The sequence below is a fragment of the Solibacillus sp. GQ1 genome (genome assembly GCF_059758555.1).
The window spans coordinates 1,189,691-1,213,538 of record NZ_JCAXEX010000001.1 but is presented as its reverse complement, the minus strand read 5'-3'; the positions used below and the strand labels follow the sequence as shown (position 1 = coordinate 1,213,538).

At 39.8% G+C, this 23,848-nt stretch carries 22 protein-coding genes and 1 riboswitch; of the genes, 6 read left to right on the top strand and 16 right to left on the bottom strand.

The features are described from left to right. Window positions 1-26: 26 nt before the first annotated feature. From AC6CH1_RS05920 to AC6CH1_RS05875, 10 genes are all read right to left on the bottom strand, one after another. Entirely contained in the window at window positions 27-1,511 is a 1,485-nt protein-coding gene (locus tag AC6CH1_RS05920; protein WP_498316601.1) for an MFS transporter, read from the bottom strand. A gap of 157 nt (window positions 1,512-1,668) precedes the next feature. Next, complete coding sequence (locus AC6CH1_RS05915; RefSeq protein ID WP_498316600.1) at window positions 1,669-2,901, bottom strand: DNA polymerase IV; 1,233 nt, start codon at window positions 2,899-2,901, stop codon at window positions 1,669-1,671. Between the two features lie 280 nt (window positions 2,902-3,181). Next, window positions 3,182-4,150, bottom strand: coding sequence for an SDR family oxidoreductase (locus AC6CH1_RS05910; RefSeq protein WP_498316599.1), 969 nt, complete (start codon window positions 4,148-4,150; stop codon window positions 3,182-3,184). After that, window positions 4,147-5,076 carry a bile acid:sodium symporter family protein gene (locus AC6CH1_RS05905; protein ID WP_498316598.1) on the bottom strand — a complete coding sequence of 310 codons (930 nt, stop codon included), beginning with the start codon at window positions 5,074-5,076 and terminating at the stop codon, window positions 4,147-4,149. Before AC6CH1_RS05905 ends, AC6CH1_RS05910 begins: the two co-directional genes overlap by 4 nt. Before the next feature lie 3 nt (window positions 5,077-5,079). Beyond that, the gene (locus AC6CH1_RS05900; protein ID WP_498316597.1) at window positions 5,080-6,828 is read right to left on the bottom strand and encodes a thiamine pyrophosphate-binding protein; all 1,749 of its coding nucleotides are present in this window, start codon (window positions 6,826-6,828) and stop codon (window positions 5,080-5,082) included. Next, a complete protein-coding gene (locus AC6CH1_RS05895) occupies window positions 6,801-7,970 on the bottom strand; it encodes an iron-containing alcohol dehydrogenase (RefSeq protein WP_498316596.1) in 1,170 nt (389 codons plus the stop codon). Before AC6CH1_RS05895 ends, AC6CH1_RS05900 begins: the two co-directional genes overlap by 28 nt. After that, window positions 7,967-8,707, bottom strand: coding sequence for a GntR family transcriptional regulator (locus AC6CH1_RS05890; RefSeq protein ID WP_498317743.1), 741 nt, complete (start codon window positions 8,705-8,707; stop codon window positions 7,967-7,969). The genes AC6CH1_RS05895 and AC6CH1_RS05890 overlap by 4 nt, the downstream gene beginning before the upstream one ends. Before the next feature lie 257 nt (window positions 8,708-8,964). Further along, complete coding sequence (locus tag AC6CH1_RS05885; protein ID WP_251688300.1) at window positions 8,965-9,903, bottom strand: DUF2705 family protein; 939 nt, start codon at window positions 9,901-9,903, stop codon at window positions 8,965-8,967. Next, window positions 9,890-10,837 (bottom strand): ABC transporter ATP-binding protein, encoded by a 948-nt coding sequence (locus tag AC6CH1_RS05880; protein ID WP_498316595.1) that lies wholly within the window; start codon window positions 10,835-10,837, stop codon window positions 9,890-9,892. The genes AC6CH1_RS05885 and AC6CH1_RS05880 overlap by 14 nt, the downstream gene beginning before the upstream one ends. A 157-nt stretch (window positions 10,838-10,994) precedes the next feature. Next, entirely contained in the window at window positions 10,995-11,543 is a 549-nt protein-coding gene (locus tag AC6CH1_RS05875; RefSeq protein WP_251688304.1) for a GNAT family N-acetyltransferase, read from the bottom strand. Window positions 11,544-11,757: 214 nt separating this feature from the next. Between AC6CH1_RS05875 and AC6CH1_RS05870 the strand changes: the two genes are divergently transcribed. The 4 genes from AC6CH1_RS05870 to AC6CH1_RS05855 all read left to right on the top strand — a co-directional run bounded on the left by AC6CH1_RS05870 (window position 11,758) and on the right by AC6CH1_RS05855 (window position 16,567). After that, window positions 11,758-13,029 (top strand): tetratricopeptide repeat protein, encoded by a 1,272-nt coding sequence (locus tag AC6CH1_RS05870; RefSeq protein ID WP_498316594.1) that lies wholly within the window; start codon window positions 11,758-11,760, stop codon window positions 13,027-13,029. Window positions 13,030-13,041: 12 nt separating this feature from the next. Beyond that, on the top strand, window positions 13,042-14,250 hold the full coding sequence (locus AC6CH1_RS05865) for an MFS transporter (RefSeq protein ID WP_498316593.1): 1,209 nt from the start codon (window positions 13,042-13,044) through the stop codon (window positions 14,248-14,250). Window positions 14,251-14,383: 133 nt separating this feature from the next. Next, window positions 14,384-15,313 (top strand): LysR family transcriptional regulator, encoded by a 930-nt coding sequence (locus AC6CH1_RS05860; protein ID WP_251688310.1) that lies wholly within the window; start codon window positions 14,384-14,386, stop codon window positions 15,311-15,313. Window positions 15,314-15,412: 99 nt separating this feature from the next. Further along, window positions 15,413-16,567: a cobalamin-independent methionine synthase II family protein gene (locus tag AC6CH1_RS05855; RefSeq protein WP_498316592.1), complete on the top strand. Its 1,155-nt coding sequence runs from the start codon at window positions 15,413-15,415 to the stop codon at window positions 16,565-16,567. Between the two features lie 98 nt (window positions 16,568-16,665). Here AC6CH1_RS05855 and AC6CH1_RS05850 read toward each other — a convergent pair whose 3' ends face one another. Continuing rightward, window positions 16,666-18,003 carry an amino acid permease gene (locus tag AC6CH1_RS05850; protein WP_251688314.1) on the bottom strand — a complete coding sequence of 446 codons (1,338 nt, stop codon included), beginning with the start codon at window positions 18,001-18,003 and terminating at the stop codon, window positions 16,666-16,668. Window positions 18,004-18,257: 254 nt separating this feature from the next. Further along, window positions 18,258-18,337: riboswitch (glycine riboswitch) on the bottom strand. Between the two features lie 320 nt (window positions 18,338-18,657). Then, window positions 18,658-19,194, bottom strand: a complete 537-nt coding sequence (locus tag AC6CH1_RS05845; protein WP_498316591.1) for a dehydrogenase — start codon at window positions 19,192-19,194, stop codon at window positions 18,658-18,660. 221 nt (window positions 19,195-19,415) lie between these two features. Here AC6CH1_RS05845 and aspA point away from each other — a divergent pair, with 221 nt between their 5' ends. Next, window positions 19,416-20,834, top strand: coding sequence for an aspartate ammonia-lyase (gene aspA / locus AC6CH1_RS05840; RefSeq protein ID WP_498316590.1), 1,419 nt, complete (start codon window positions 19,416-19,418; stop codon window positions 20,832-20,834). Between the two features lie 49 nt (window positions 20,835-20,883). Here aspA and AC6CH1_RS05835 read toward each other — a convergent pair whose 3' ends face one another. From AC6CH1_RS05835 to AC6CH1_RS05825, 3 genes are read right to left on the bottom strand one after another with little or no spacing between them, the layout of a single operon-like run. Beyond that, complete coding sequence (locus AC6CH1_RS05835) at window positions 20,884-21,186, bottom strand: DNA primase (RefSeq protein WP_498316589.1); 303 nt, start codon at window positions 21,184-21,186, stop codon at window positions 20,884-20,886. 18 nt (window positions 21,187-21,204) lie between these two features. Next, window positions 21,205-21,876 (bottom strand): DUF771 domain-containing protein, encoded by a 672-nt coding sequence (locus tag AC6CH1_RS05830; protein ID WP_498316588.1) that lies wholly within the window; start codon window positions 21,874-21,876, stop codon window positions 21,205-21,207. Next, entirely contained in the window at window positions 21,860-22,288 is a 429-nt protein-coding gene (locus tag AC6CH1_RS05825) for an ATPase (RefSeq protein ID WP_427710241.1), read from the bottom strand. The genes AC6CH1_RS05830 and AC6CH1_RS05825 overlap by 17 nt, the downstream gene beginning before the upstream one ends. Before the next feature lie 88 nt (window positions 22,289-22,376). Here AC6CH1_RS05825 and pgeF point away from each other — a divergent pair, with 88 nt between their 5' ends. Beyond that, window positions 22,377-23,138 carry a peptidoglycan editing factor PgeF gene (gene pgeF / locus AC6CH1_RS05820; RefSeq protein ID WP_498316587.1) on the top strand — a complete coding sequence of 254 codons (762 nt, stop codon included), beginning with the start codon at window positions 22,377-22,379 and terminating at the stop codon, window positions 23,136-23,138. Window positions 23,139-23,237: 99 nt separating this feature from the next. Here pgeF and AC6CH1_RS05815 read toward each other — a convergent pair whose 3' ends face one another. Beyond that, complete coding sequence (locus AC6CH1_RS05815; protein WP_498316586.1) at window positions 23,238-23,633, bottom strand: VOC family protein; 396 nt, start codon at window positions 23,631-23,633, stop codon at window positions 23,238-23,240. Between the last annotated feature and the right edge of the window lie 215 nt (window positions 23,634-23,848).

Below are 23,848 nucleotides of genomic sequence, written 5' to 3'. Positions count from 1 at the left end.
TTCTTTCAAAACGGAAAACCTGATATTTATAAATGATGTATTTTTTCTTTATGCTGAACTTTCACGAATACCGCACCCGATTTCATAAATGAATAGAGCACAACGATACAGAAACTAAACAATAATGTTCCTGTAAATACAAAACCGGATGTTCCTACTAAATCAAGTGCACCTAATAGTGAAGACCCTGCGACTACCCCGATAGAGAAAAACGCATAAAAATAGCCGTATGCTTTCCCGCGAGTCTGTTCTGTCGTTGCTTCAATTAATATGGCATTAATAGAAGGGAATAAAAACGCAAACCCGATTCCGTATAGTGCCAGTATTGCATACAGCCATGACATTTCCGTTGTCAGGCCGATGCCGAATTGAGCAAGTCCGAGTAATAGCACTCCTGCAAACAATGTCACTTGCGGATTCAAATAATCAAAAATTTTGTTCGTCGGTAAAATAAAGATCAGGACAGCGACGATTCCGAATACACTTAGTAATGTACCGGATACTCGCGAGCCATACCCTAAATCCTGTACGTAAATCGGCAATAAATACGCGAGAACACCTTGTGAAAACATAAGGAAAAATGCGCCGCCATATGCCTTTAAAATACCGCTGTTCCAGTTCAACTTTTCGGTTACCTGCTGCTTATTCCGTTTTGGTAACGGTGATTTGCGTAAAAACACGAACAGGCCGACCAATAAGACAATGCCGTACAGTGCAACGATTCCAAGCACATTCGGCACTGAAATTTTGCTTGCTAAAATACCACTTGAAGCCGGACCGACAATCGCCGCAATGCCGACAAACGAACCAGTAACCGCGCTTCCGCTTCCCTGTTCGTTCGATGCACGCATATTCGCAAGCAATGTAAAGGCTGCCGGAGTAATAAACCCGCTACTGAAACCGTGAATACAGCGGACGATTAAAAGGGCCGTCGCATTATCGACAAGCTGGTAACATAATAGCGAGATCGCAGACGTCAACAAACCGAATACTAATACACGAAATGCCCCAATTTTATCAGTAAAAATACCGGAAAAGATATTGCCGAATGTGTTCATAAATGAATATAGACCAACGACAATCCCCGCGATAAACGTTGTCGCGCCGACCGACAATGCATATGTACTCATGATCGGCAGCTGGACGAACAGATCGAAAAACGAGAAGAAAATGATGGCGTAAACGAGCCAATGTTTCGGAAATGGCTTTGTATGTAATGATGGTTGCATTTTTTTCAGTTTATTATCAAGCAAAAAATTGCCAAACGGGATAAATGCGACGAGCACGCTTAACAATGACCAGCCGATATGCCATTGAATGCGCAGTTGCACGATGACGATTGCAAGAAAATAAACCATAAAAATACCGCCGTGTACGCTGCCGTTTACCGTCACAACTTGCGGTAAATCCGCGAAATACTTAAGCGGCATGGAAATAAGTAATAACGTAATGAGCGAAATCCCATCGAGTAAGCCCATTATTCGTAAAAACCGGATCGGATGAATACTCATATTGTCCTCCTGAAGCATAATATCAACCCTATTATAGCATGGGTCTTTCGTAGTTACCTAACTAAATGAAAATTATTCTCATAACACTATGTACGAGTTTCGGAGAATTTAAACATTGCAAGCTGTGTAGAAGTTTCCACTTAAACTCAGCTTGCGTTCACTTCGTATGATCCTCCAGAAAGTCCTTACTGAAGCTTGTTTTTGAGGCGTAGCTTTTTGATTTCGCCCGGACTCCGCGTTTAATGGCTCCTTTTCCGAACTTCTTTTCAATAGTTTCGACCAGTTCCAAAATCGGCTCATCTTTAATATGCTGTTCAAAATTAAACAGACTGAGCTGCTGGGTTAATTCGGATTGATCGACAACGTTGGAAACGGTAATGCCGATCAGTCTAACAGGTGTTTCATCCCAGTGTTCGGTAAATAGCTTCCACGCGATTTCAAATATTTCATCTGCCTGATTGACGGCGTTCCGCAATGTTTTACTGCGCGAAGCATTTTGCCAGTCAAAATTGCGTATTTGAATTGTCACCGTTGTCCCCGCCAAATATTTCACTTTCAGACGTTCGGATACACTTTTACTCAGCTTTTCAAACGTCTCCTTCAAAATATAATATTCGGTCTCATCCCTTGGAAGGGTCGTCGAATTCCCGACACTTTTCGTATCAAATATAGCGTTCGGGTCAACCGGCCGTGAATCAATGCCATTTGCACGTTTGATGAGTCGAGCTCCGTTTTTCCCTAAATTCCGTATTAACAGTCGCTCATCCGCTTGTGCCAAATCACCGATTGTAAAAATATTTAGCCCATTCAGCTTCTTCGCTGTTTTCTCCCCTATCCCGTGCATTGTCACGACTTCCTGCGGCCATAAAAGCTCCGGCAGTTCGCGAATTCTAAGAATCGTAATTCCGAGCGGTTTTTTCATGTTTGAAGCGGTTTTAGCGAGAAATTTGTTAGGGGCAATACCAATGGAGCACGGTAAATCGAGCTCATGTAAAATTCGCTGCTGAATTTCCTCGGCAAATTGGAGCGGATGCTGTGATTTGGAGCGTTCCGTTACATCCAAATAGCCTTCATCAATCGATACAGGTTCTACTAAATCCGTATAGCTTCGTAATATGGAGAAAATTGCCGCACTTGCTGCCCGATATTTTGGGAAATCAGGGGGCAGCAACAGCAGTTCGGGACATTTACGCTTTGCTTCCCCAACAGTCATCGTTGTATAAATCCCTTTGGCACGGGCCTCATAAGAGCTTGTTACGATAATGCCGCGCCGTTCTTTAGCATTTCCCGCAACAGCAATCGGTTTCCCCTTTAAACTCGGATCATGAGCCTGTTCGACAGATGCATAAAAACTGTTCATATCTAAATGGAAAATAACTCTCGCCGCCATTTCCCCACCTCCTTTACTGAGCAGATTGTTTATAGATACTATTTTACTACATTAATAATGTTCCGGGGCAAACGCTGATTCCATTAAATAAGGAGAAATTCCATGTTATTCATCAATTTAATTTATAAGTTCTAAAATAATTGAAACTTCTATCGTTATCTTCGCCAAAACGTGCCGCTTCTATATAAAATGCGGGGGAAATTTCGTCTTTAAATAGCCATCTACATAAAAAAGCCGGAAAATCAAATAAAAATCTGACTCTCCGGAACAACCACAATTATTAATAAAACCCAATCTTTTTCAACTCTTTCATTCGATGCTGCCAGTAGTATTCAAACACTTCGAGCGAGGATTTTCGTGGAATGAACTGGAAAACTTCCTTCAATCTCTTATTGTTCAGAACAGGACGGTAACGCAGGAAATCAACCTGTTCCTCTCCATATTGACTTAACTTCAGCCTTTTTAACACAAACAAACTTCCCTTTATGACCGGCGCCGGTATTTTCACTACTTTTTTATTCAGCAAAACACCCAGATCATCTATTGTGACCGCACCATCTCCTGCCAAATTAAAAATGCCTGTCACTTCACTGTCAATCGCCTTAGCAAAACAGGAAATGACATCCTGATCCCAAATAAATACAAATGGGCTTTTTGATTTGGCAACACCGAGCACCATGTTCTGTTCGAATAAATTTGTAATTTGGTTGCGTACATTCTTCCCTAAAATCGTACCGATCCTAAATATTGTCTGTTCGAGCTGCGGGTATTGCGATCGGTATTGCTCGAGCATTTCTTCTACTAACCGCTTATGATAGGAATAGGCAAATGCTTCATTGCCCCGGATTGGATCTGTTTCTTCTATCCATTCTGCATTATTTTCATAATAGCCGTAAGCCGCACCACTGGATGAAACGACAATCCGTTTAACATTCGTCTTTACACATGCTTCCAGAATATTTTTTGTTCCTAATACATCGACGGAATATTCAAATTCCCGGTTGCTTTTCTTTCCAGGTGTAACAATTGAAGCCAAATGTACAACGACGTCAACATTATATTGTTCGAAATATTTCTGTGCTTCATCTGAGCGGACATCCAATTCGATATATTGTAGATTAGGATGTACTTCAAAAGGTGACGTTTTCCGAATATCAGCTGCTATTATTGAATGATTTGTAGTTTCCAGTAAATAGAGGACGAGCTGCTGTCCTAAATAACCGCCCGCCCCTGTGATTAAAACGTTCATGCCTGGACCTCCTGTTGAACTGTGACAATTGCTTCGGGAGCGCGCCTTGACCAGAAAGTTGCGATTGCTAAACCGGAAATAATATGCCAGATTCCCCACATTGCCGCAACCAGCGCCATGCCTCCCAGACCTCCAAAGAAGGTAAAGATGAGTACGAGGCCGAGACCCGAATTTTGAATACCAACCTCAATTGCGATTGCTCTTCTGTCGCGCTCATTCACTTTTAATGCACGGGAAGAGAAATAGCCGATGCAAATCGCCAGTAAATTTTGCAGGATCACGACCCAAACAACAGCTCCAACATTATTAATAAACGCATCAAAATTATTCGCTACCATAATGACAACAAACATCACGAAAATGACGATCGATAGTTTCATCATTATCTGGTTGAAGCGGGCTGCAAATTCCGGGAATTTTTTTCGAATATACATCCCGATAATAAGCGGCAGACCGAGCATAAAGAAAATTGTCGTGAACATATCGACAACACTAATACTGAACGATGTCATCATCTCTTTTGTTGGACCATATAAAGACGCCCAAAACATCGTGTTCAGCGGTGTCATGACAATTGCCAAAACAGTGGAAATAGCTGACATGCTGATCGACAGTGGTGTATTGCCTTTTGCATAATGCGTTAAAAAATTCGATAAATTTCCTCCTGGACAAGCGGCGACTAAAAACAGGCCTAACGCAATACTAGGAATCGGCTGAATAATGCTGACAAGTACAAATGTAATCGCCGGCAACAGGAAGAATTGACAAGCAAGGCCGATTAACGCCGGTTTGGGAGTTTTTAACGATCTCTTAAAATCTGAAACTTGCAGATCGAGCGCTACGCCAAACATGATAAATCCAATGACGATGTTCATTATTAACAAGGCCGTCTCATTAAAGTTGATTTGAATAGTATCGATTCCCATATATTATTTTCCTTTCGGTTCGGCGTGCATATCTTTGAAATAGCGTAACCCTGGCGCCCACATATGCTTGACCGGGTCGACCTCTGTATGAATGACTGTACACTTTCCTACTGAAATAGAAGTTAGAAGGGCCTGTTCCAGCTGGTCAAACGTTTCTACATATTCACCATGTGCTCCCATTGCTTTCGCTACTAGGTCAAATCGAATCTCACCTAAATCGGCATTGATGCTTTCGTGTGGATCCAAAGTTTTTTTCAACATAGTTTTAATCGGTCTTAGCGCAAAATGCTGATTCATTTTCACCATGCCCCATTGTTTATCACAAAGCACGATATAGACGACATGCAGATTGTTGCGCACAGCTGTTTCGATTTCCTGCGGATGGAAGCCCATTGCCCCGTCACCGATAATACATAAAACCGGCTGTTCTGGCTTGGCAACTGCCGCCCCGAGTGCCTGACCGACACCTGCACCGAGCATACCGAATTTAAATGTCGATAAAAGCGGCATTTCATCATTCACTTCATAATAGAAGTTCGACCAAATGGCTGTATTGCCACCGTCAATGACAAGTGGTGTATTTTTAGGGAATATTTGGTTGGCCATATGCGGGATTTGTGCTGGATTTAAAGGTGAATTTTTATCCGTTGTATGCTCATTCAATTTTTTCCGGTGCGCCCTTTTCGATTCAATATGTTTTTCAATCATCTGTTTTCGATTTGTATCAATTACGGTTTCAGTATCTCGATTTAGTACAACTAGCAGCTCTTGTAAAAATGCTTTAATATCTGCCTGAATCAATAGTTCAGCAGGTTTATTTGCTCCAAGAATGGAAGGTTCCAAATCTACTTGTATTACCGTTTGATGTGCATTCCAGTAAGGTGCTTTCCCCCACCAGTCCGTTTCACCGAGACGAGACCCTAATACTAATACAACATCCGCATCGTTTCGTACATTATTATTTGTTTCAATATGCACCATTGGCATCATAAGCGGATTATCCTCGCTCATCGCACCGCGCCCTGCCCAGCTCGTCGTAACCATCGCCTGCAGTTTTTCCGCAACTTCAGTCAGTTCTTTTTTTGCGCCTGCATGAATGACACCGCTGCCTGCATGAATGATCGGGAATGTAGCTGACTTCAGTAATTGGGCTGTTCGTTCAATCTGATAGTTCGATGCTTTTGGCAGCTCGAGCATGCGGTATTGCGAAGGTTCCCAAAAATTCAGTTCACAACTGACTTTCGTATTCATAATGTTTTCCGGGATATCCAAATGAACGACGCCCGGACGCCCTTCATAGCATTTGCGCAATGCCATCCGCAGCATTTCAGGGATACGGTCAAATGAAGGTACTGCTTCACTCCATTTAGCAAACTGTTTAATTGTTGAAGTCTGGTCAAAACACTGGTACGTTCCGCCACGGTCTGGATACATGATACCTGTCCGTCTTGCACTCGTAATGCACAACACGCGATTTCCTTCTGCTTCTTCTACTACTAAGCCCGGCAGAATATTAGCTACACCCGGTCCATTACTCGCCATACATACACCTAAACGATTTGTCACCCTCGCATAAGCACCTGCCATATGTGCCGCACTTGTTTCATGGCGTGGTGATATGAGCTCAATTCCATTTTTTTGCAAGTTCGAATAAAAGCCGAAATACGTCCCGTCAATAATTCCAAAGATGTTATCCACACCTTCTTTTGCCAACATTTTTGCTACTACTTCTCCACCTGACATTGTTGCCATTCCACAATTCCTCCTTCAATTTGTAAACGCTTTCTTAATTGCTTAAAAATTACTTCAATAGCCTCAATATTCGGTACTTTCCTGTTTGTAAGAATCCCATTGCCGGATAACGTCTGCTCCGCAAGTTGCTCGATCACTTCATCTGTCAATAAAGGTGCAATCTGTTGTGCGCTCTTCCAAATGTACTGTTTTCTGTTCAGCTCATCCAAATAACCGCTTAAAAATTGAGTACTGTTCAACCCGATGATTTTTGCTATTTCCTCGTAACGTTCATACGCGCTTTCCAGTGAGTATTGGATGACAAACGGGTGCATTAGTGCAACACACTTTCCATGTGGCATATGGAATTTTACGCCGAGTGCTCGACCTGTTGCATGTGCCAAATTTGTCGAAGAGTTGGAAAACGCAATTCCCGCATAAAAGCTACCCATTAATAATTGCTGCCTCGCTTCCATGTTGTCCGGTTGTAAAAAAACCGTCTCAATATTTCTTGAAATACAGGAGATCGCTTCTTTTGCAAAAAAGTCACTCATAGTATTTGCCTTCGTTGAAACAAAAGCTTCGATAGCATGTGTTAATGCATCCAGCGCCGTAAAACTTGTAACGGGTGGTGGCACATTTACCGTAAGCGTTGCGTCTAAAATAACGACATCCGGAATAAAACTCGGGTGTGCAGGATTAACCTTTTTTTGAAGCTTTTCGTCTGTAATTACCGTTACTTTTGTCGCTTCAGAACCAGTCCCCGCAGTAGTAGGAACTGCGATAAACGGCAAGCGGTGCAATTCAGCCAGGTTTGGAATATCATTTAAACTCAAGTTCGGATTCACCGCAAAAACAGCCACCGCTTTCGCTAAGTCAATAACACTCCCGCCACCGATGGCAATGACACCATCACAGTTGTTTACTATGAGCTCGGCTAATGCCTTTTCCAGTTCAAATGTTGTTGGCTCCCCTTTAGATATTTCATAAAAATGCGCATTAGGGAGTTCCTGCTTTAAAATATTTAATTGACTGGCTATTGCGCTTCTGCTGTAAATGATGAATGGCCGCTTTATCTTTCTTTGTGCCGTTTCCGCTGATAATCGTTGAAATGAATCGATACCTGCAACAATTTTTTTAGGTAGAAAAAGTTCATAGATCATGAAGTTACACCTCCTGCTGTCCTTTTAGTTTTCAGTTTTAACATATAAAGTTCTGGATGGAACAGGCTACTGTAATATTCAATCACTTCACCTTGTACACCCAAAATGACCCGTTCAATATTTAAAACATTCGTATAAGGCTTCAAATCGAGGAGTTTCGCATCCTCTTCACTAATTGGGCTACAGCGAATCGTCTGTTCAGCTTCGACCATTGTAATATTCAACTCTTTTTCGATAATGTCATAGATTGTCGCTTCATTCAGATTGTGTGCGGCTATTTGTTTCCCTAAATGAGTTGGATAAAAATGCCGTTCGATGGAGATTGGCTGGTCATCAGCTGTTCGTACCCTGGAAATGCCAAATAATATGGATTGCCCTAATATTTCATTCGCTTCCGGGAAGTTATCAATATTTTTCGCATAAAGCAGTTTCGCTCCTGGCTCCATTCCCATTTGCCTGACCGTATCTGTAAAACTATTCAAAGAATTAAGCCAGTCATGTACCGTCTTATTTTTTGTAATAAACGTTCCTTTTCCATGGATTTTTTTCAGTACCCCATCATGCACTAAATGCTTTACCGCCTCTCTCACTGTTGATCTGCTCACGGAAAAGCGCTCCATTAATTCACGTTCGCTCGGAATTTTCTCCACATACTTCCCTTCAACAATTTCAGTTTTCAATAAATCCTTCAGTTGAATATGTAACGGAATATGATTTTCAAAGTTCAATGTACCCACCCCCATTGGTCCGCACATCATAACGTCCGTACCAGTTAACTTTGTAAAATTGATTATAGGGGTACTTTCCAATAATTACAATAAATTTTCAGAATTTTCTAATATATGATTCTTCTATAATATTTCACACTATTATTTCCAAAAAATGATAAAAATAAAAATTCCCCATTTCCTAAATCTTTACCGATGAAGGAATGGGGAATTTCATGTATTATATTTTTTTGCTATATTTAATTGTTATTAAAAAACTTTCCGTATTAAGCCGTTACATCACGTTTCATAAAGTAAATGAACGTAATTGCTAAAAAGACGATTGCATACACGATATTGACAACTAACGAGAACGTAAATGTTAATCCTTCAATCATCGGCATACTTCCCGGTGCATAAAACGATAAATCATTGGCAAACCAGACGTATTTCGCAAAATCATATTGAGCGATAAACATTGTTGCCGTTGAACCCATCAACAAGATGAACAGCGATAAACTTACCGCTAACGTACTTGAACCAAAAATCGTACCGATCATAAACGCAAATATAATCGTCATAATTGTTGAACCGAGCGAATAAAGTGTCGTTTCGACAAATGTATTTTCCACCGTTTCCTGCACAACTTGCCCATCAACGACTGATAAAGCAATTGCACTGTCCGTACCGAACAATGCCATACCGACAATTAATGCGACAACGATTCCAGCGGCAAAAAGTACAATTCCATAAAGAATAGACGCAACAAGTTTCGAAAGTAAAATTTTCCATCTTGCAACAGGTCGTGTAAGAAGCATTTTAATCGTACCTGTACCAAACTCTGATGATACAATACCTGCCGCAATAACAACTGTAAAGATGCTTGTTACCATAATTGTCAATGTTAGTGATAAATCCATATGTTCAGTAAAGGTCATTGCATTTGATGATGGTAAATCATTGGCGATACGATATTCGGCCATTGCAATTTCTTCCTTGAAATATTGCTCATCTTCCGGCATTAAATCTTCTGAAGCAAGCATTTCTTTTGGATGGGCCATCATTTCTTCATTTGCTGCTAAGCGCGCTTCTTTTGTACTTGAATCCACATCATAATATTTGTTCATCCCTGCAACGAATACGATTAGTACAATTAAAAGCCCGCACATGATCCAAGCATTTTTTTGCGACCACATTTTGATCCATTCATTTTTAACGTATTGCATCGATTGCACCTCCACCTGTCATCTCGATAAATTGATCTTCAAGACGTTTTTGAATCGGCTGGATCGTATATAGATCAATACCCGATTCAACTAGTTTACGAATAAGTGCAGGCACTTCTTCTTTTGTCAGATTGACTACGTAGCCGCCATTCTCTTTTGTTAACGGCTCTTCGAACACCGCCTGAAGCTGATCCGGCTGGCCGACTTCAATGTAATATTGTACTGCCTCGACATGTTGCAGTTCACGAATATCAATCAGCTCACCATTTTGAATAATCGCGATCCGGTCTACCATTAACTCGATTTCGGATAAAAGGTGACTCGATACAACGATGGCGACATTATCCTCTACGGCAATTTTACGCAAATACATACGGAATTCACGGATCCCAGCAGGGTCCAGACCATTTGTCGGCTCATCCAAAATTAAAAACTTTGGACGGTGCAGCATCGCCTGTGCCAGTCCAAGGCGTTGACGCATCCCTAACGAATACGTTTTCACTTTTTCATGAATACGATTTTGCAGACCGACTTGCGCTACAACTTCATCAATACGCTGTTTCGTTACACCTTTATGCATTCGAGCAAAGTGCTGTAAGTTTTTATACCCTGACATATATTTATACATTTCCGGGTTTTCAACGATTACACCGATGTTACTGATCGCTTCTTCATAATTTGTCGAAAGCTGTTTCCCATCGATGATTACTTCTCCTTTAGAAGGATACATTAACCCCGTCATCATACGGATTGTCGTGGTTTTACCCGCTCCATTTGGCCCCAAAAATCCGGTGATTTGCCCCGGATAAAAGTCCAGGTTCAAGTCTTTAATAATGTGTTTGCCTTTAATCGTTTTGTTCAAATTTTTAATTTCCACAATTGGCTGTGACAATTGCCCACACCTGCTTTCTGCTATTTCTTCTATTACAAGCATTTATTTGCGTACCTGGATGCTATGTAGTGACATGAATGACCTCACATGTAATAGATTCTAATTACTATACTGGTTGAGTTTGGAAAAAGTTTCATTAAATTTATAATTTAGCGATAAAAAACCTCATCAGGTATTTCTGATGAGGCGAAACCAGTTATTAGTATTCTCCAACCCATTCGTCTTTCAACAGACCATATACTGCATGATCAACATAGTGATTGTACAGCCATTCCGCCTGACGGATTGTCCCTTCATGCATAAAACCAAGACGCTCCGCAATATGACGACTTTTCGTATTATTAACAGCAGCATGAATTTCAACTTTTCCAAGCTTATATTCGTTGAAGGCGATATCAATGATGCCTTTCACAGCGCGTGTCATAATGCCTTCCCCTTGATATTCTTCATCTAAAAAGTAGCCGATCTCGCATTTTTTCAGAGACCAATTAATGGTATTGATCGAGACTTTCCCCACAAATTGCCCTTTATAAAAAATCGCTGTATCCAGACCTTCACGCTTTGCGAATTTTTCTAAATTCATTGCGGCAAAATCGCGTGTATCTTCAACAGTTTTTGTATTATCTACCCACCCAAGCCATTCTCGTAAATAATCGCGTGAACGGTCAATGAAAGCAAAGATTTCTTCTGCATCATTTTGTGTAATTAATTTTAATTGAATTTCATTATCTACTTCATAAAAGAACATTACTATCTCTCCAATCTAAGCTCCCATTTAAAACGATAAACCCTTTTTTATTTTCTTATCATATATAGCTATTTCCGAATATGCAATTAAAATATGTAAACCAACAATAATTTGTGTAAGTTTACCAATTTCACAACGTTAATTGTGCACTTTTTCAAGAAAATTCGCAATATTCCTGTTTAGTATTTTGGTAAACTAACTATGAGGTGTTTTTATGGAAAACAATGAACAGGCTTGGGGAAAACTATTAAAATATTATCGTCAAAAAAAGAAGCAGAAACAGGATGACGTTGCTTTCGGCATTTGTACCCCTTCGTATTTAAGCCGGATTGAAAATGGAATCGTTGTCGCAGAACATTCGATGTATGAGCAGCTGTTTGAAAACTTAGGCATCGATTTCAATAAGCTCGAACAACAACTGAAAAGCCAAACCACTTTTTTGGAGCTGTTATACGAAAAATTATTGTCGAATGCCGAGCTTACTGCAGGTGAAATCGAACAATTAACCGCAATGCAAACCGAAGAGCAGCCATTTGAAAAGCAGCTGTTGGCAAAGCTTGTGTATGCTCGTTTCCTTTACTCGAAAAAAGAAGATGATAGGGCGAGAACAATACTTAATGAAATCGAGCCGTTTATCAACTGGAAAAAAGACCGGATCACTCAGCTGTTCGTTGCGATTACCGCTTTCGGTCATCTGTCTTTTCAGGAATTTGAACAGTTGTCCATTAAAGAAGCAGACAATCAATTGGCGCAATTTTTATCCAATACCCACCCATTTGAACTGGCCAACTACCATTATCATATTGCTTTTGCGAATCACAGAAGCTATAAGTTACAAAAGGCACTGGAACATATTGAACTTGCACAGCAGTTTTTTACCCATCAGTATAAACCGTTGTTTCAGTTGAAGCTTTATTCCATGAAAGGTGTGATTTTCAATGATTCACATCGATTCCAGGAAGCTCTCAAGGAGTTTGAAGCAGGGCTCAACCTACTTGCGAATGTCTCTTCAATTCAAACACCGATGCAGTGGAGCTCACTGCATAACAATATTGCGTATTGTTACGAATGCCAGGAAAACTTTACGGAAGCGTCCAAACATTATCAATTGGCAAATAACTATGATGAAGACCTGCATTCAGCAATTAATTGGATGCGCACATGCTTTGCGCAAAAGGATTTCAAACAATTGAATACACTGTTAATACGCTATGAAGAACATCAATTTACTGTACCCCATCATATTTATCAGCGCAGACTACTAGCGTATGCGGTTGAAACTGAATTTACGATTCGCGGATTAAAATTACTGGAAGATGAAGCTTTTCCGCATTTCAACGAACAGCAGTATTATTCACTGATTCTGTTCTATGCGCCATTATGGGCACAGTTTTACGAGCAGCTCCATGCTTATAAACAAGCGAGCAATTGCTTTAGGCTGGCACTGTATGCAAGTGAAAAAATACGGCAGCGAATGAGCAGCTAAGGAGGTGATGATTTGGAGTTAAGAAAAGAGTATTTTTATTTGTGGTTCGGATTTGGCGCATCCAAACTAGGCAGTTGGATTTACTTGATCGCGCTCAATCTATCGGTCTGGCATTTGACCGAGTCACCGGCAGCTGTCGCGGGCATCTATATTATTGGTCCGATTGCCCGCATTTTGTGCAGTTTTTTTGCCGGCTCCATCGTAGACAGAACCAATAAAAGAATCATCTTGATTGTTTGTGATATTTTCCGCGCAAGTATCGTTTGTTTGATGCCGCTGCTTTCGGAAATTTGGCTCATTTACGGTTTAATCTTTTTGGCGAATATCGCGGTCTGTTTTGCCAATCCGAGCAGTACATTTATGATTACAAAACTTGTTTCACCAAATGATCGCTTGCGTTTTAATGCCATCAACAGCATGCTCGGTTCAGGGAGCTTTATGATCGGCCCTGCTTTAGGTGGTGCCATTATCGCCATGAGCAGTACCGCGACTGCGATGTGGGTGAATGGGTTTATGCTTTTGTTTAGCGCATTCATGATGTATTTGCTGCCGAATCAAGAAATCAAGTCGTCCACTCAATCAACTGTACTAACACTTGCTGTTATCCGAGATGATTTTATTACTGTATGGAAATTTATCTCGCAACGGAAAACGCTCCTGCAATTTTTCGTCTTATATTCAACAGCATTGATGATTTGCTTTTCACTTGATTCCCAGGAAATGTCCTTTTTGAAAGATTTCCATGAAGTGACGGATTCGGTTTATGGCATCATTGTAGGAATCACAGGAATCGGTGCCATTGTCGGTGGCTATTTGGCAGCCCGATTCGTGAAGAAGCTGTCACTCGTTTCGTACATCGGCCTCGGGTTTACATGTACGTTACTTTCTTACTTTATATTTTACTTCTCACCTAATTTAATGATTGCGGTCGCTGCCTTTATTTTGCTCGGATTGTTTATGGCGTTCAGCAATGCGGGCTACGCGACATTTTACCAGCAGACAATCCCGACTGAATTGATGGGACGTTTCGGCAGTTCACTTGGACTGATTGAAAGTGTGATGCAGATCACTCTAACCTTGATTATCGGATTTTTGGCGGAAATCTACACGATTCAACTGACAACAAGTATCTTCGCCCTAATCGGTGTTGTCATCGCATGTATCGTCTATTTCCATCTGTTAAACAACAAACCATTGTTTTCAAAAGAGGAGCTAACATAATAATAGTTGAGATTTCCTCTTCAAAGGCTATCGTGATTTCCGATTACGATAGCTTTTATGTTTATGGAATTCTTTTTGCAGATCCAGTGGACTATTTGCTACACTACTTCTAGAAGAAAGAAAGGGATTTATTATGACATTACAACAACTTAAATATGTAATTGAAGTAGCAAAAAACCAGTCAATTAGTAAAGCAGCCCAAAACTTATTCATTAGCCAGCCTAGCCTTTCGAACGCATTAAAAGAGCTTGAACAAGAGTTAGGCATTACTATTTTTTTACGGACAAGTAAAGGGATAACTATTACCGCTGAAGGAACAGAATTTTTGGGCTATGCGCGGCAAGTTGTCGAGCAAGCTGAACTTTTGGAAAACCGGTATGCAAACGTTCAGCCATCACAACAGCATTTTTCCGTTTCTTCACAACACTATGCCTTCGTTGTGAGTGCATTTGTACGTCTCTTTGAAAATTATGATCGCGATGAATATGAATTTACGCTTCGTGAAACAAGAACGTATGAGATTATAGAAAATGTAAAGAATTTACAAAGCGAAGTAGGAATTTTATACTTAAACAATTTTAACGAAAAGGTCATTCGGAAATTTTTAAGGGAAGCCAATTTAGAGTTCTATCCATTATTTGAAGCGAAGCCACATGTATTTATCCATATAGGACACCCGCTTGCACATCAAAAATCCGTTACGTTGGAGGATTTACATGCCTATCCATGCTTATCTTTTGAACAGGGCGAATTTAATTCCTTTTATTTTTCAGAGGAAATATTGAGCACCATTTCACGCCCTAAAAATATTAAGGTTAGTGACCGTGCAACACTTTTCAATTTATTGATTGGGCTTAATGGCTATACCATTTCAACAGGAGTCATTAGTCAGGAATTGAATAAAAATATTTGCTCTCTCCCTCTGGAAGTCGATGAGACGATGACAGTCGGGTATATCGTCCATAAACATGTGACTACTAGTAAACTCGCTGCAATCTATATTAATTATTTAAAAGAAACGATCAAAGATGAACTAAAAATATCTTCTCGCTATAGTTTTTAACTATACCGATTGATATTTTTTACGTGTTTCAAATATCCCACTCCACGATGGTATGATAAATCCAACTTAAAAAGTTGAATTACCAAGGAGGAAATGAACATGTGTGAAAAATTTCAAATTGTAGGCAGTCTATTAAGAAAAAATGAATTATTAACGTATAAAAAACAAATTGAACAACGTGATGATATTACATACCCTTTTTATAAAGATTTTGAAGGCTACGAACAAGTTGAACTCGCTTCTATTCAAGAAGTTGTAAAAAAAGAAATCGAAAATAACATTACGGTTGTGACAGATGGCGAGCATTCGAAATCATTATGGCATTTAGATTTTGCCTGGGGTATTGAAGGATTCGATCGCTATATTGCAGATCATGGTTATTTCTTCAAAGATTTCGATGGAAACTCTCACTATGAAACACGCAAAGACATCGGTTTACGCATTACGGGGGAACTAAGCGGGAAAAACCATCATTTTATCGAAATCTACAAAAAACTGAAAAAAAGTGCTGGCGATCACCAAACAAAACTATGTATCCCGTCACCTTCCCATATTTTAGGTGAGTTATCTTTTTCGGATAATTTCGGACCAGCTGCATTTTATAAAACAAAAGATGAATTAAAACAAGCGTTAGCAATAGCTTATACAGAGTTTGTGGAAGAGTTTGCAGCAGCTGGTGGTGAGATTTTACAATTTGATGATTGCTTATGGCAACTTTTTGCTGACGACAATCCGAATTCACCATTTACTGGCGAACAAATTAATCAAGAAGAAGTTCAAGCGTTAGCAACTGAATTTATTGGGATAAATAATCAAATTATTGAAGTGGGCCATCGTTTAGGCTTGAAAGTGTGGACACATAATTGCCGAGGTAACTACGACTCACGTAATATGGGTGGTGGTTCTTACATTAAAATTGCTAACCTCTTCTTAAAGCAACTAAATTATGACCGCTTCTTCTTAGAGTGGGATGATGACCGTGCTGGTTCAATTGAAGCACTGGCTGTCTTCAAAGATAAACCAAATGTAGAAATTGTATTAGGATTATTATCTTCTAAAACGAATACTTTAGATAATGAAGATCGTATTATTAAAATGCTTGATGAAGCGTCTAAAATTATCGACAAAGACCGTTTGTTCATTTCACACCAATGCGGTTTCGCTTCCTGCGATGGCGGCAATGAACTTACAGAAGCTGAACAATGGGCAAAAATTCAGCAAGGACAGCAACTTGCTCTGCAGTACTGGAGTTAAATATAAACATATAATTTTCAATATGAAAAACACGCAAATTCTCGGTATCTTTGAATTTGCGTGTTTTCCGTTTTTTATAACATGTTGGATTTGCCTAATTATCTTTTACGAACCTTATAAAGAACAAATAGCAGTATAAACCATAACGGTGTTAACAGCAGTGAAGTTCTCGTAGACTCGGAAATGGCCATAATGATTAGTAAAAACAAGAAGAAGGCCAATATTAAATAGTTGATAAATGGTGTTAAAGGTGCTTTGAAAATTGAAGATCTATGTAATTCCGGATGACGCTTTTTGTAAATAATATGCGAAATCAGAATAATGCTCCAAACCCAAATAAAACAAATTGCACTAATTGTTGTCACGATACTAAATGCATCGTCCGGCATGAAATAGCTAAGCAATGCACCAATCGATACTACAACCGCAGAAAATAACAGACCATTTTGCGGCACCGCATTTTTGTTTAATTTACCGTAAGCTTTTGGTGCTTGTTTATTACTACTTAAACTGAACAGCATACGACTCGTTGAGAACATTCCGCTATTTCCTGCAGAAGCAGCTGATGTCAGTACAACAAAGTTAATCAAACCTGCTGCAATCGGAATACCTACCAATGCGAAAACCTGAACGAATGGTGAGCTTGACGCGCTTAATGTATCCCAAGGGTTGATTGTTAAAATTACGAATAATGCTCCTACATAAAACAGCAGAATACGAACGGGAATTTTATTAATTGCAGATGGGATATTCTTTTGCGGGTTTGCCGTTTCAGCAGCTGCTACCCCTACTAATTCAACACCAACGAATGCAAAGACAACCATTTGGAACGCCATTAAAAATCCAAATGCCCCATTCGGGAATAATCCGCCATGCTCCCATAAATTTGATACAGCAACCTTGCCTGTATCTGTTTCAAAGCCAATAATCAGCAATACAATACCTATTGCGATCAACGCAACAATTGTGATGATCTTAATTAACGCAAACCAAAACTCCAGCTCTCCGAACAGTTTGACCGTCAATAAATTCAAAATAAGTAAAACTACTAAACATGCGATAGCCGGTACCCATTGCGGGATATCAAACCAGTACTGCGTGTACATGCCGACAGCGATAATATCTGCCATTGCCGTCATAATCCAGCAAAACCAGTATGTCCAGCCTGTAATATAGCCTGCCCAGTCCCCTAAGTATTCAGTGGCGAACTCAGTAAAAGATGCATAGCCGCCTTTTGATAAAAGCAATTCGCCAAGTGCACGCATGACGAAAAATAGTGCGGTTCCAACGATTAAGTATGCAAAGATAATAGAAGGTCCTGCAAGTGAGATCGCTTTACCTGACCCTAAAAACAACCCCGTTCCGATCGTTCCTCCAATCGCAATTAACTGAACGTGGCGATTTTTCAGATCGCGCTTTAATTCTTGTTGTTCCAAAACGATTCCTCCAAAGGATAAGTATTTTGTCTGTTTACACAGCGCAAAATAATAAGTACTTCATCGCGGTCCATCAAGTAAATTTTTCTGGAATAAAAACAGGGACTGATAATATGCCAGTCCCTGTGTCTAAGAATAATCGATTTCGCCTCTGCAAAATCGCGCCCAGATTTCAAAAAATCTGTGACATCTATCGAGGGCTTTTCATTAAACAATGGGTGTTCATACACCCTATGTTAAAGAAAAGCGTCTCTCATTACTCTTCTGTCCTTTTGCCTGAGATTGTGAACCCTTCGGCGACGCGGATTATCGCGCTCTCTCCAGAAACTGCTCCCGTCAGTAGTTTTATCCACGACGATCAACGCTTGATATGTATGCAATTAGTTGCCTATAGGTCCCTGGCATCTTCCAGTTTCCTATAGTTCGCGTTCAATACTATTATTGTACGATAATCATACTACCAATTTTTTGACCGTCTTACAATGGACAATCGGAGTCGTTTATTATGTAAATAGCAATTTAACCTTATTCCCAACATAATGTTTTCTTCTTGCAGAAAATTCATGACCAAAAAAATATTACACCGAAAATTCGATATTTTCAGTGTAATATTCATATAGAGGAATTGGTAGCCCCTCGTATTACTGTATTCGTTTACTGCAATTTTTCCTGAACCGTTGAATCTTCTTCATATGTTGTTCGATTGATATCAATCAGCTTTCCTTTTGAGGTGTTAGTCTTTTTCATTTTGACAACATACGTATTGTCCAAAGCGATTTCTGTGCAGACGATGTCTTTCTCGCTGCGAATATCTTCCGGATAGTTTAAGGTAATGACTAAAATATCCTCATCTTTTTCGATTTTCTCAATTTCTCTTCCACAACCATCCGAATATCCTGTGACAAACAGCACTTCCTCTGTTTCAAAATCGACAGATGGAACCGACTCAAAACCAAAAATATCGGCCCAAGTAGTATAAAGCTTTTCATCCTGCACGATTGAAATACTCGTACCGACCTCAGGAGGTATCGAATCTAAATGAAACAGTAATTCATATTCTACTTTATTTTCATTATTTTCTTCCTGCACAGGTTCAGTTGAATCGGTTGATGTTTCGTTTTCTTTCGTATTACATGCTGCAAGGAGCAAGATCATTCCCACGACCAGCATATAACTTAACCATTTCTTCATCGACAATCACCTCATCCCTTTATCCCTTTCCTAATTAGTCGTATAGAAAATCAAAAAGTTACGAAATTTCACTCATTATATTTGTTAATATTGGTTAATTTAAGCTTACGTGAGAACGTTAAATAAACTAATAATTCAGCAAGTAAGCTTTTATTATTATATGGCGTATAATGTAGTTGTTTATCCAACTATTACACCATTCTCTTGGAGGGTTTGTACAAATGAGTACACGTATTGAAAAAGACTTTTTAGGCACATTAGAAATTCCAAAGGACGTTTATTACGGCGTTCAAACAACTCGTGCATTAGAAAATTTCCCGATTACTAAAATGACAATGCACCCTGAATTAATTCGTGCATTTGCCATCGTAAAGAAAAGTTCGGCACTTGCAAATGCCGCTATCGGCAAATTGGATCCAGTAATTGCTAATGCAATTGCACAAGCATCAGATGACATTATTTCAGGACTATTACATGACCAGTTCGTTGTAGATCCAATTCAGGGCGGAGCAGGCACTTCAATGAACATGAATGCCAATGAAGTAATTGCAAACCGCGCACTGGAAATTTTAGGGGAAGAAAAAGGTACTTATTCAATCATTAGTCCTAACAGCCATGTCAATATGGCGCAGTCAACAAATGATGCATTCCCATCGGCTATTCATATTGCAACAGTTTCTACGTTAAATAATTTAATTATGGCGATGGAAATGATGCGTGATAGCTTTATCAGAAAATCAGTAGAATTCGATTCAATCGTTAAAATGGGTCGTACACATTTACAGGATGCTGTACCTGTTCGTTTAGGCCAGGAATTCGGTGCCTACGCTGCCGTTGTTTCTCGTGATATTAACCGAATCAAAAAAGCGCAGCAAACAATGCTGCAAATCAATATCGGTGCAACTGCGATCGGTACAGGCCTGAATGCAGACCCTGAATATATGAAATTGGCAGTAGAAAACATCGCGGTTTACAGTGGCTTCCCATTCATAAAAGTGGACAATTTAATCGACGGTACACAAAATACCGATACGTATGCGGAAGTTTCATCAATGTTAAAAATTTCCATGATGAATATGTCTAAAATCTGTAATGACTTACGCTTAATGGCATCAGGTCCAAAAGCAGGATTTGCAGAAATTCGCTTACCTGAACGCCAACCAGGTTCTTCAATTATGCCAGGTAAAGTAAATCCGGTTATGCCGGAAGTCATTAACCAAATTGCTTTCCAAGTTATCGGTAACGATGTAACAATCTCACTTGCTTCAGAGGCAGGACAATTTGAGCTGAATGTAATGGAACCAGTTTTAGTATTTAATCTGCTTCAGTCGATTGAAATTATGACAAACGGCTTCACAGTATTTACAAAATACTGCCTGGATCATATCGAAGCAAATGAAGCGCGCCTGCATGATTTTGTTGAACGTTCAATCGGTGTAATTACAGCACTGGCCCCACATTTAGGCTATGAACGTTCAAGTCAAATTGCACGTGAAGCTCTGCATAGCGGCAAATCTGTACGCGAACTTTGCTTAATGTACAACTATTTCACGCTTGAGCAGCTGGATATTATTTTAAATCCATTCGAATTAACGCAACCAGGTATTGCTGGTGAACGAGCATTTGAAAAACAACAATAAAATTTAACATGAAAGCTCCGCCGAGATATTCCCGGCGGAGCTTTTTTCTTTAAGTATAGAGCACTTCTTTTGCAAGTGAAATCGCACGCTTGCTGACTTCCAATTTGTCGCCGTCCGCATTAAGCTTCACGACACCATTTGGTTCATCAAAAATGGATTTCAGCTGTGCTTTCGGTTTGACCCCAACCATTATTGGTCCTCTTTCGGCCTCATCCGTTCGCAGCTTTTCGTGCTCTCGTGCGACTCCTTGTTCTTCTCCGATTTTCGGGAAGGCTGTAGTTTGTTGCTGTAAATTTCGGGGACGTGTCTGATTATTTAAACTTGAACTCCCTGTACCAACAGAACGAATCATAAAGATCCCCCCCTTCATCTATCTTTTCTTACTTTTTCGTATATCAATATCCGCGTATATTTCGACATCCTGAAGTGCCTGATTAGCAAGCTGATCCGCTTCTCCGTTTAGTTTGCGGTTAATATATTGATATTCCGGTCGAATGCCAAGCTTCTTGAGCTTCGCATCGATTTTATCCGCCCACGTTGTCAGAACGCTATCAGTTACTGCCCATTCGCCGTTCATTTCATTAATGACGACTTGCGAATCGCCGTAAATCTTTATTTTTTGATGATGGACACCCAATTCCTCAAGCTGTTCGACCGCAAGATTCAATGCCGCATATTCGGCTTCATTGTTTGATGTTAAATACTCCGCCAGCTGATTCGTCCGCAAGCGATAGTTTTTCCCATTCTGTTTATAATAGACGACAATCCCTAAACCGGCCAGCTTTTCTTCTCTATTAAATCCGCCATCGAAATACAATTCCACTTCGGTAGGTTCTGTTTCAAGAGATTTCAAATATTTTTTCAGCTCTTTTAATGTCCATGTACTGTCATGTTCATCTGTCATCACAATATTTTTTGTGCGACCCGTATTTTCCATATCCAGCACGAGCGTGTAGGCATGCGCTGCAGGAATTGCCTCACTTCGCCATGTGATTTCCTGCTTTGACTTAGTAATGTATTGCCATTCAATCGTCAATTCCAATCGGCTCTCCCCTTCCATTTGTCGTCTGCTTCAAATCTTCTTTATAAAACCAGTTAATACACAATGTACTAACCATTATGCCAACTATAAACGGTGGTGATACAAAAAATAAAAAATACGCGCTGCCGATCGGTGCTTTCATAAAGTATCCGAATACGATTGGCTGCAGAATACAAAAAATAAAGCTTGTTAAGTAAAGTGCCCGTTTGCTGTAATTTTTACGCATGAAGTACAGCACATAATACCAGGGAATCACGACAAAAAAATAAATCGGTAAAACATAAAAAGTAAAGGCCGCGGCAGTTCCGAATGTAATCATTTGATTCACATAAGGCAATGAAAATGCGATAAAGGCAATGACCGCCATGACATAAGGTAAAAGACCCGTTAAAATGATTTGCCAACTCTTCATCACATACCCCCTATTTTTCATCATTATACCAAACACCATTTGCCTATACAAAATTCGCTTTTGCGGGTATAGTACAGGGGGTGATAAAATGAAGATAAAATTTTATGAAAATAATGAAAAACATGTACTGGGCATTACATTGAAGGATTCAGCCTTTGCCGAGGACAATAATATGGCACTCCATGTTTGCAAAAACGAAGCTGCGATTATCAAAAACCGCCAACAGCTTGCCTCACTGCTGCAAACGGATTTATCTAAGTTTGTATGCGCCAATCAAACACATAGTGCAAACTTCTTCCGTGTGGAAAAGTCCGAAATCGGCAAAGGAGCAACCGACAACGCAACTGCAGTTCCCGATACCGACGCACTGTATACGTATGAACCGAACGTCGTGATCTCAAGCTTTACCGCAGATTGTGTACCGGTCTTATTCTATAATGAAAAAACAAATGTCATCGGGGCTGTTCATTCCGGGTGGCAAGGGACGATTAAAGAAATTACATTGAAATTACTGCAGCGTTTACAACAAGAGGAAAATTGCAATTTACGTGATTTGAAAGTAATGATTGGGCCTGCAATCAGCCAGGAAAAATTTGAAGTAGATGCCGATGTACAGGAAAAATTCAAAGCGCTCGGTTATGCAGACGAATTTATGTACTGGAATGAAGAAACGGGCAAATTTCATATCGACAACCAGTTAACAGTGAAAAAGCAGTGCATGCTTGCAGGTGTGCCTGATGAAAATATTACGATTGACCGTACGTGCACATTTATGGACGATGATGGATTCTCCCACCGCCAAGACCGCTCAACAGGCAGACATTTGAGCTTTATTATGCGGAAGGAATAGGTTCTTTTGGGAGGAATATTTGAAAACGGAACATCTACAATTCAGTAGGCGTTCCGTTTTTAATTTCATATAGAAGAAAAAACATTTAAACAGGCAAGGTCATGGTGCTACCAATTCAACCTTAATTCTATCTGGATCTTCAAAAAATACCGCGTAATAATCTTCCCCTCCCGCATAGGGATGTTTATCAGTATAAAGGATCTTAACACCCTTCCTTTCTAACATTATTGTCATATCATCTACTTGTTGACGGGAGCTTGCATGGAAGGCCAAATGGTTTAGACCAACTCTACATCTATGATAAGGTACATCCATATACCGTTCTTCTGCTTGCACAAAAACGATATAGGTCTCTCCGATTTTCCAACTATGTCCGCTTTCCCACGATTGAAAAGATTCATATCCCAATTCTTCTAAAAACCAACCCCAAAAGTTGATGGAACTTTTTAAATCAGAAACATATAGTTCAATATGATGTATAAGCCCTTTTGACAATGGATGACTTCCTTTCTATCTACCAAATAATCGGTAATCTATAAATATTATGCTTTCACCCTTGAATCCTATATTCCCCCTGTGGAAGCATTAAAGCCCACCGCTTTCATTTCTGTCCGCTCACTATTCCAACCTATTACTAACATTAAACTGATATTTCTCACTTTGTCTTTAATAAGCATAAAATTATAACCTTTCGCTCAATCTTTTCCAGG

Excerpts from the sequence above, each read along its gene's own strand:
- AC6CH1_RS05920 (WP_498316601.1), bottom strand. The coding sequence starts at position 1,511 with ATGAGTATTCATCCGATCCGGTTTTTACGAATAATGGGCTTACTCGAT.
- AC6CH1_RS05915 (WP_498316600.1), bottom strand. The coding sequence starts at position 2,901 with ATGGCGGCGAGAGTTATTTTCCATTTAGATATGAACAGTTTTTATGCA.
- AC6CH1_RS05910 (WP_498316599.1), bottom strand. The coding sequence starts at position 4,150 with ATGAACGTTTTAATCACAGGGGCGGGCGGTTATTTAGGACAGCAGCTC.
- AC6CH1_RS05905 (WP_498316598.1), bottom strand. The coding sequence starts at position 5,076 with ATGGGAATCGATACTATTCAAATCAACTTTAATGAGACGGCCTTGTTA.
- AC6CH1_RS05900 (WP_498316597.1), bottom strand. The coding sequence starts at position 6,828 with ATGGCAACAATGTCAGGTGGAGAAGTAGTAGCAAAAATGTTGGCAAAA.
- AC6CH1_RS05895 (WP_498316596.1), bottom strand. The coding sequence starts at position 7,970 with ATGATCTATGAACTTTTTCTACCTAAAAAAATTGTTGCAGGTATCGAT.
- AC6CH1_RS05885 (WP_251688300.1), bottom strand. The coding sequence starts at position 9,903 with ATGCAATACGTTAAAAATGAATGGATCAAAATGTGGTCGCAAAAAAAT.
- AC6CH1_RS05880 (WP_498316595.1), bottom strand. The coding sequence starts at position 10,837 with ATGCTTGTAATAGAAGAAATAGCAGAAAGCAGGTGTGGGCAATTGTCA.
- AC6CH1_RS05875 (WP_251688304.1), bottom strand. The coding sequence starts at position 11,543 with ATGTTCTTTTATGAAGTAGATAATGAAATTCAATTAAAATTAATTACA.
- AC6CH1_RS05870 (WP_498316594.1), top strand. The coding sequence starts at position 11,758 with ATGGAAAACAATGAACAGGCTTGGGGAAAACTATTAAAATATTATCGT.
- AC6CH1_RS05860 (WP_251688310.1), top strand. The coding sequence starts at position 14,384 with ATGACATTACAACAACTTAAATATGTAATTGAAGTAGCAAAAAACCAG.
- AC6CH1_RS05855 (WP_498316592.1), top strand. The coding sequence starts at position 15,413 with ATGTGTGAAAAATTTCAAATTGTAGGCAGTCTATTAAGAAAAAATGAA.
- AC6CH1_RS05845 (WP_498316591.1), bottom strand. The coding sequence starts at position 19,194 with ATGAAGAAATGGTTAAGTTATATGCTGGTCGTGGGAATGATCTTGCTC.
- aspA (WP_498316590.1), top strand. The coding sequence starts at position 19,416 with ATGAGTACACGTATTGAAAAAGACTTTTTAGGCACATTAGAAATTCCA.
- AC6CH1_RS05835 (WP_498316589.1), bottom strand. The coding sequence starts at position 21,186 with ATGATTCGTTCTGTTGGTACAGGGAGTTCAAGTTTAAATAATCAGACA.
- AC6CH1_RS05825 (WP_427710241.1), bottom strand. The coding sequence starts at position 22,288 with ATGAAGAGTTGGCAAATCATTTTAACGGGTCTTTTACCTTATGTCATG.
- pgeF (WP_498316587.1), top strand. The coding sequence starts at position 22,377 with ATGAAGATAAAATTTTATGAAAATAATGAAAAACATGTACTGGGCATT.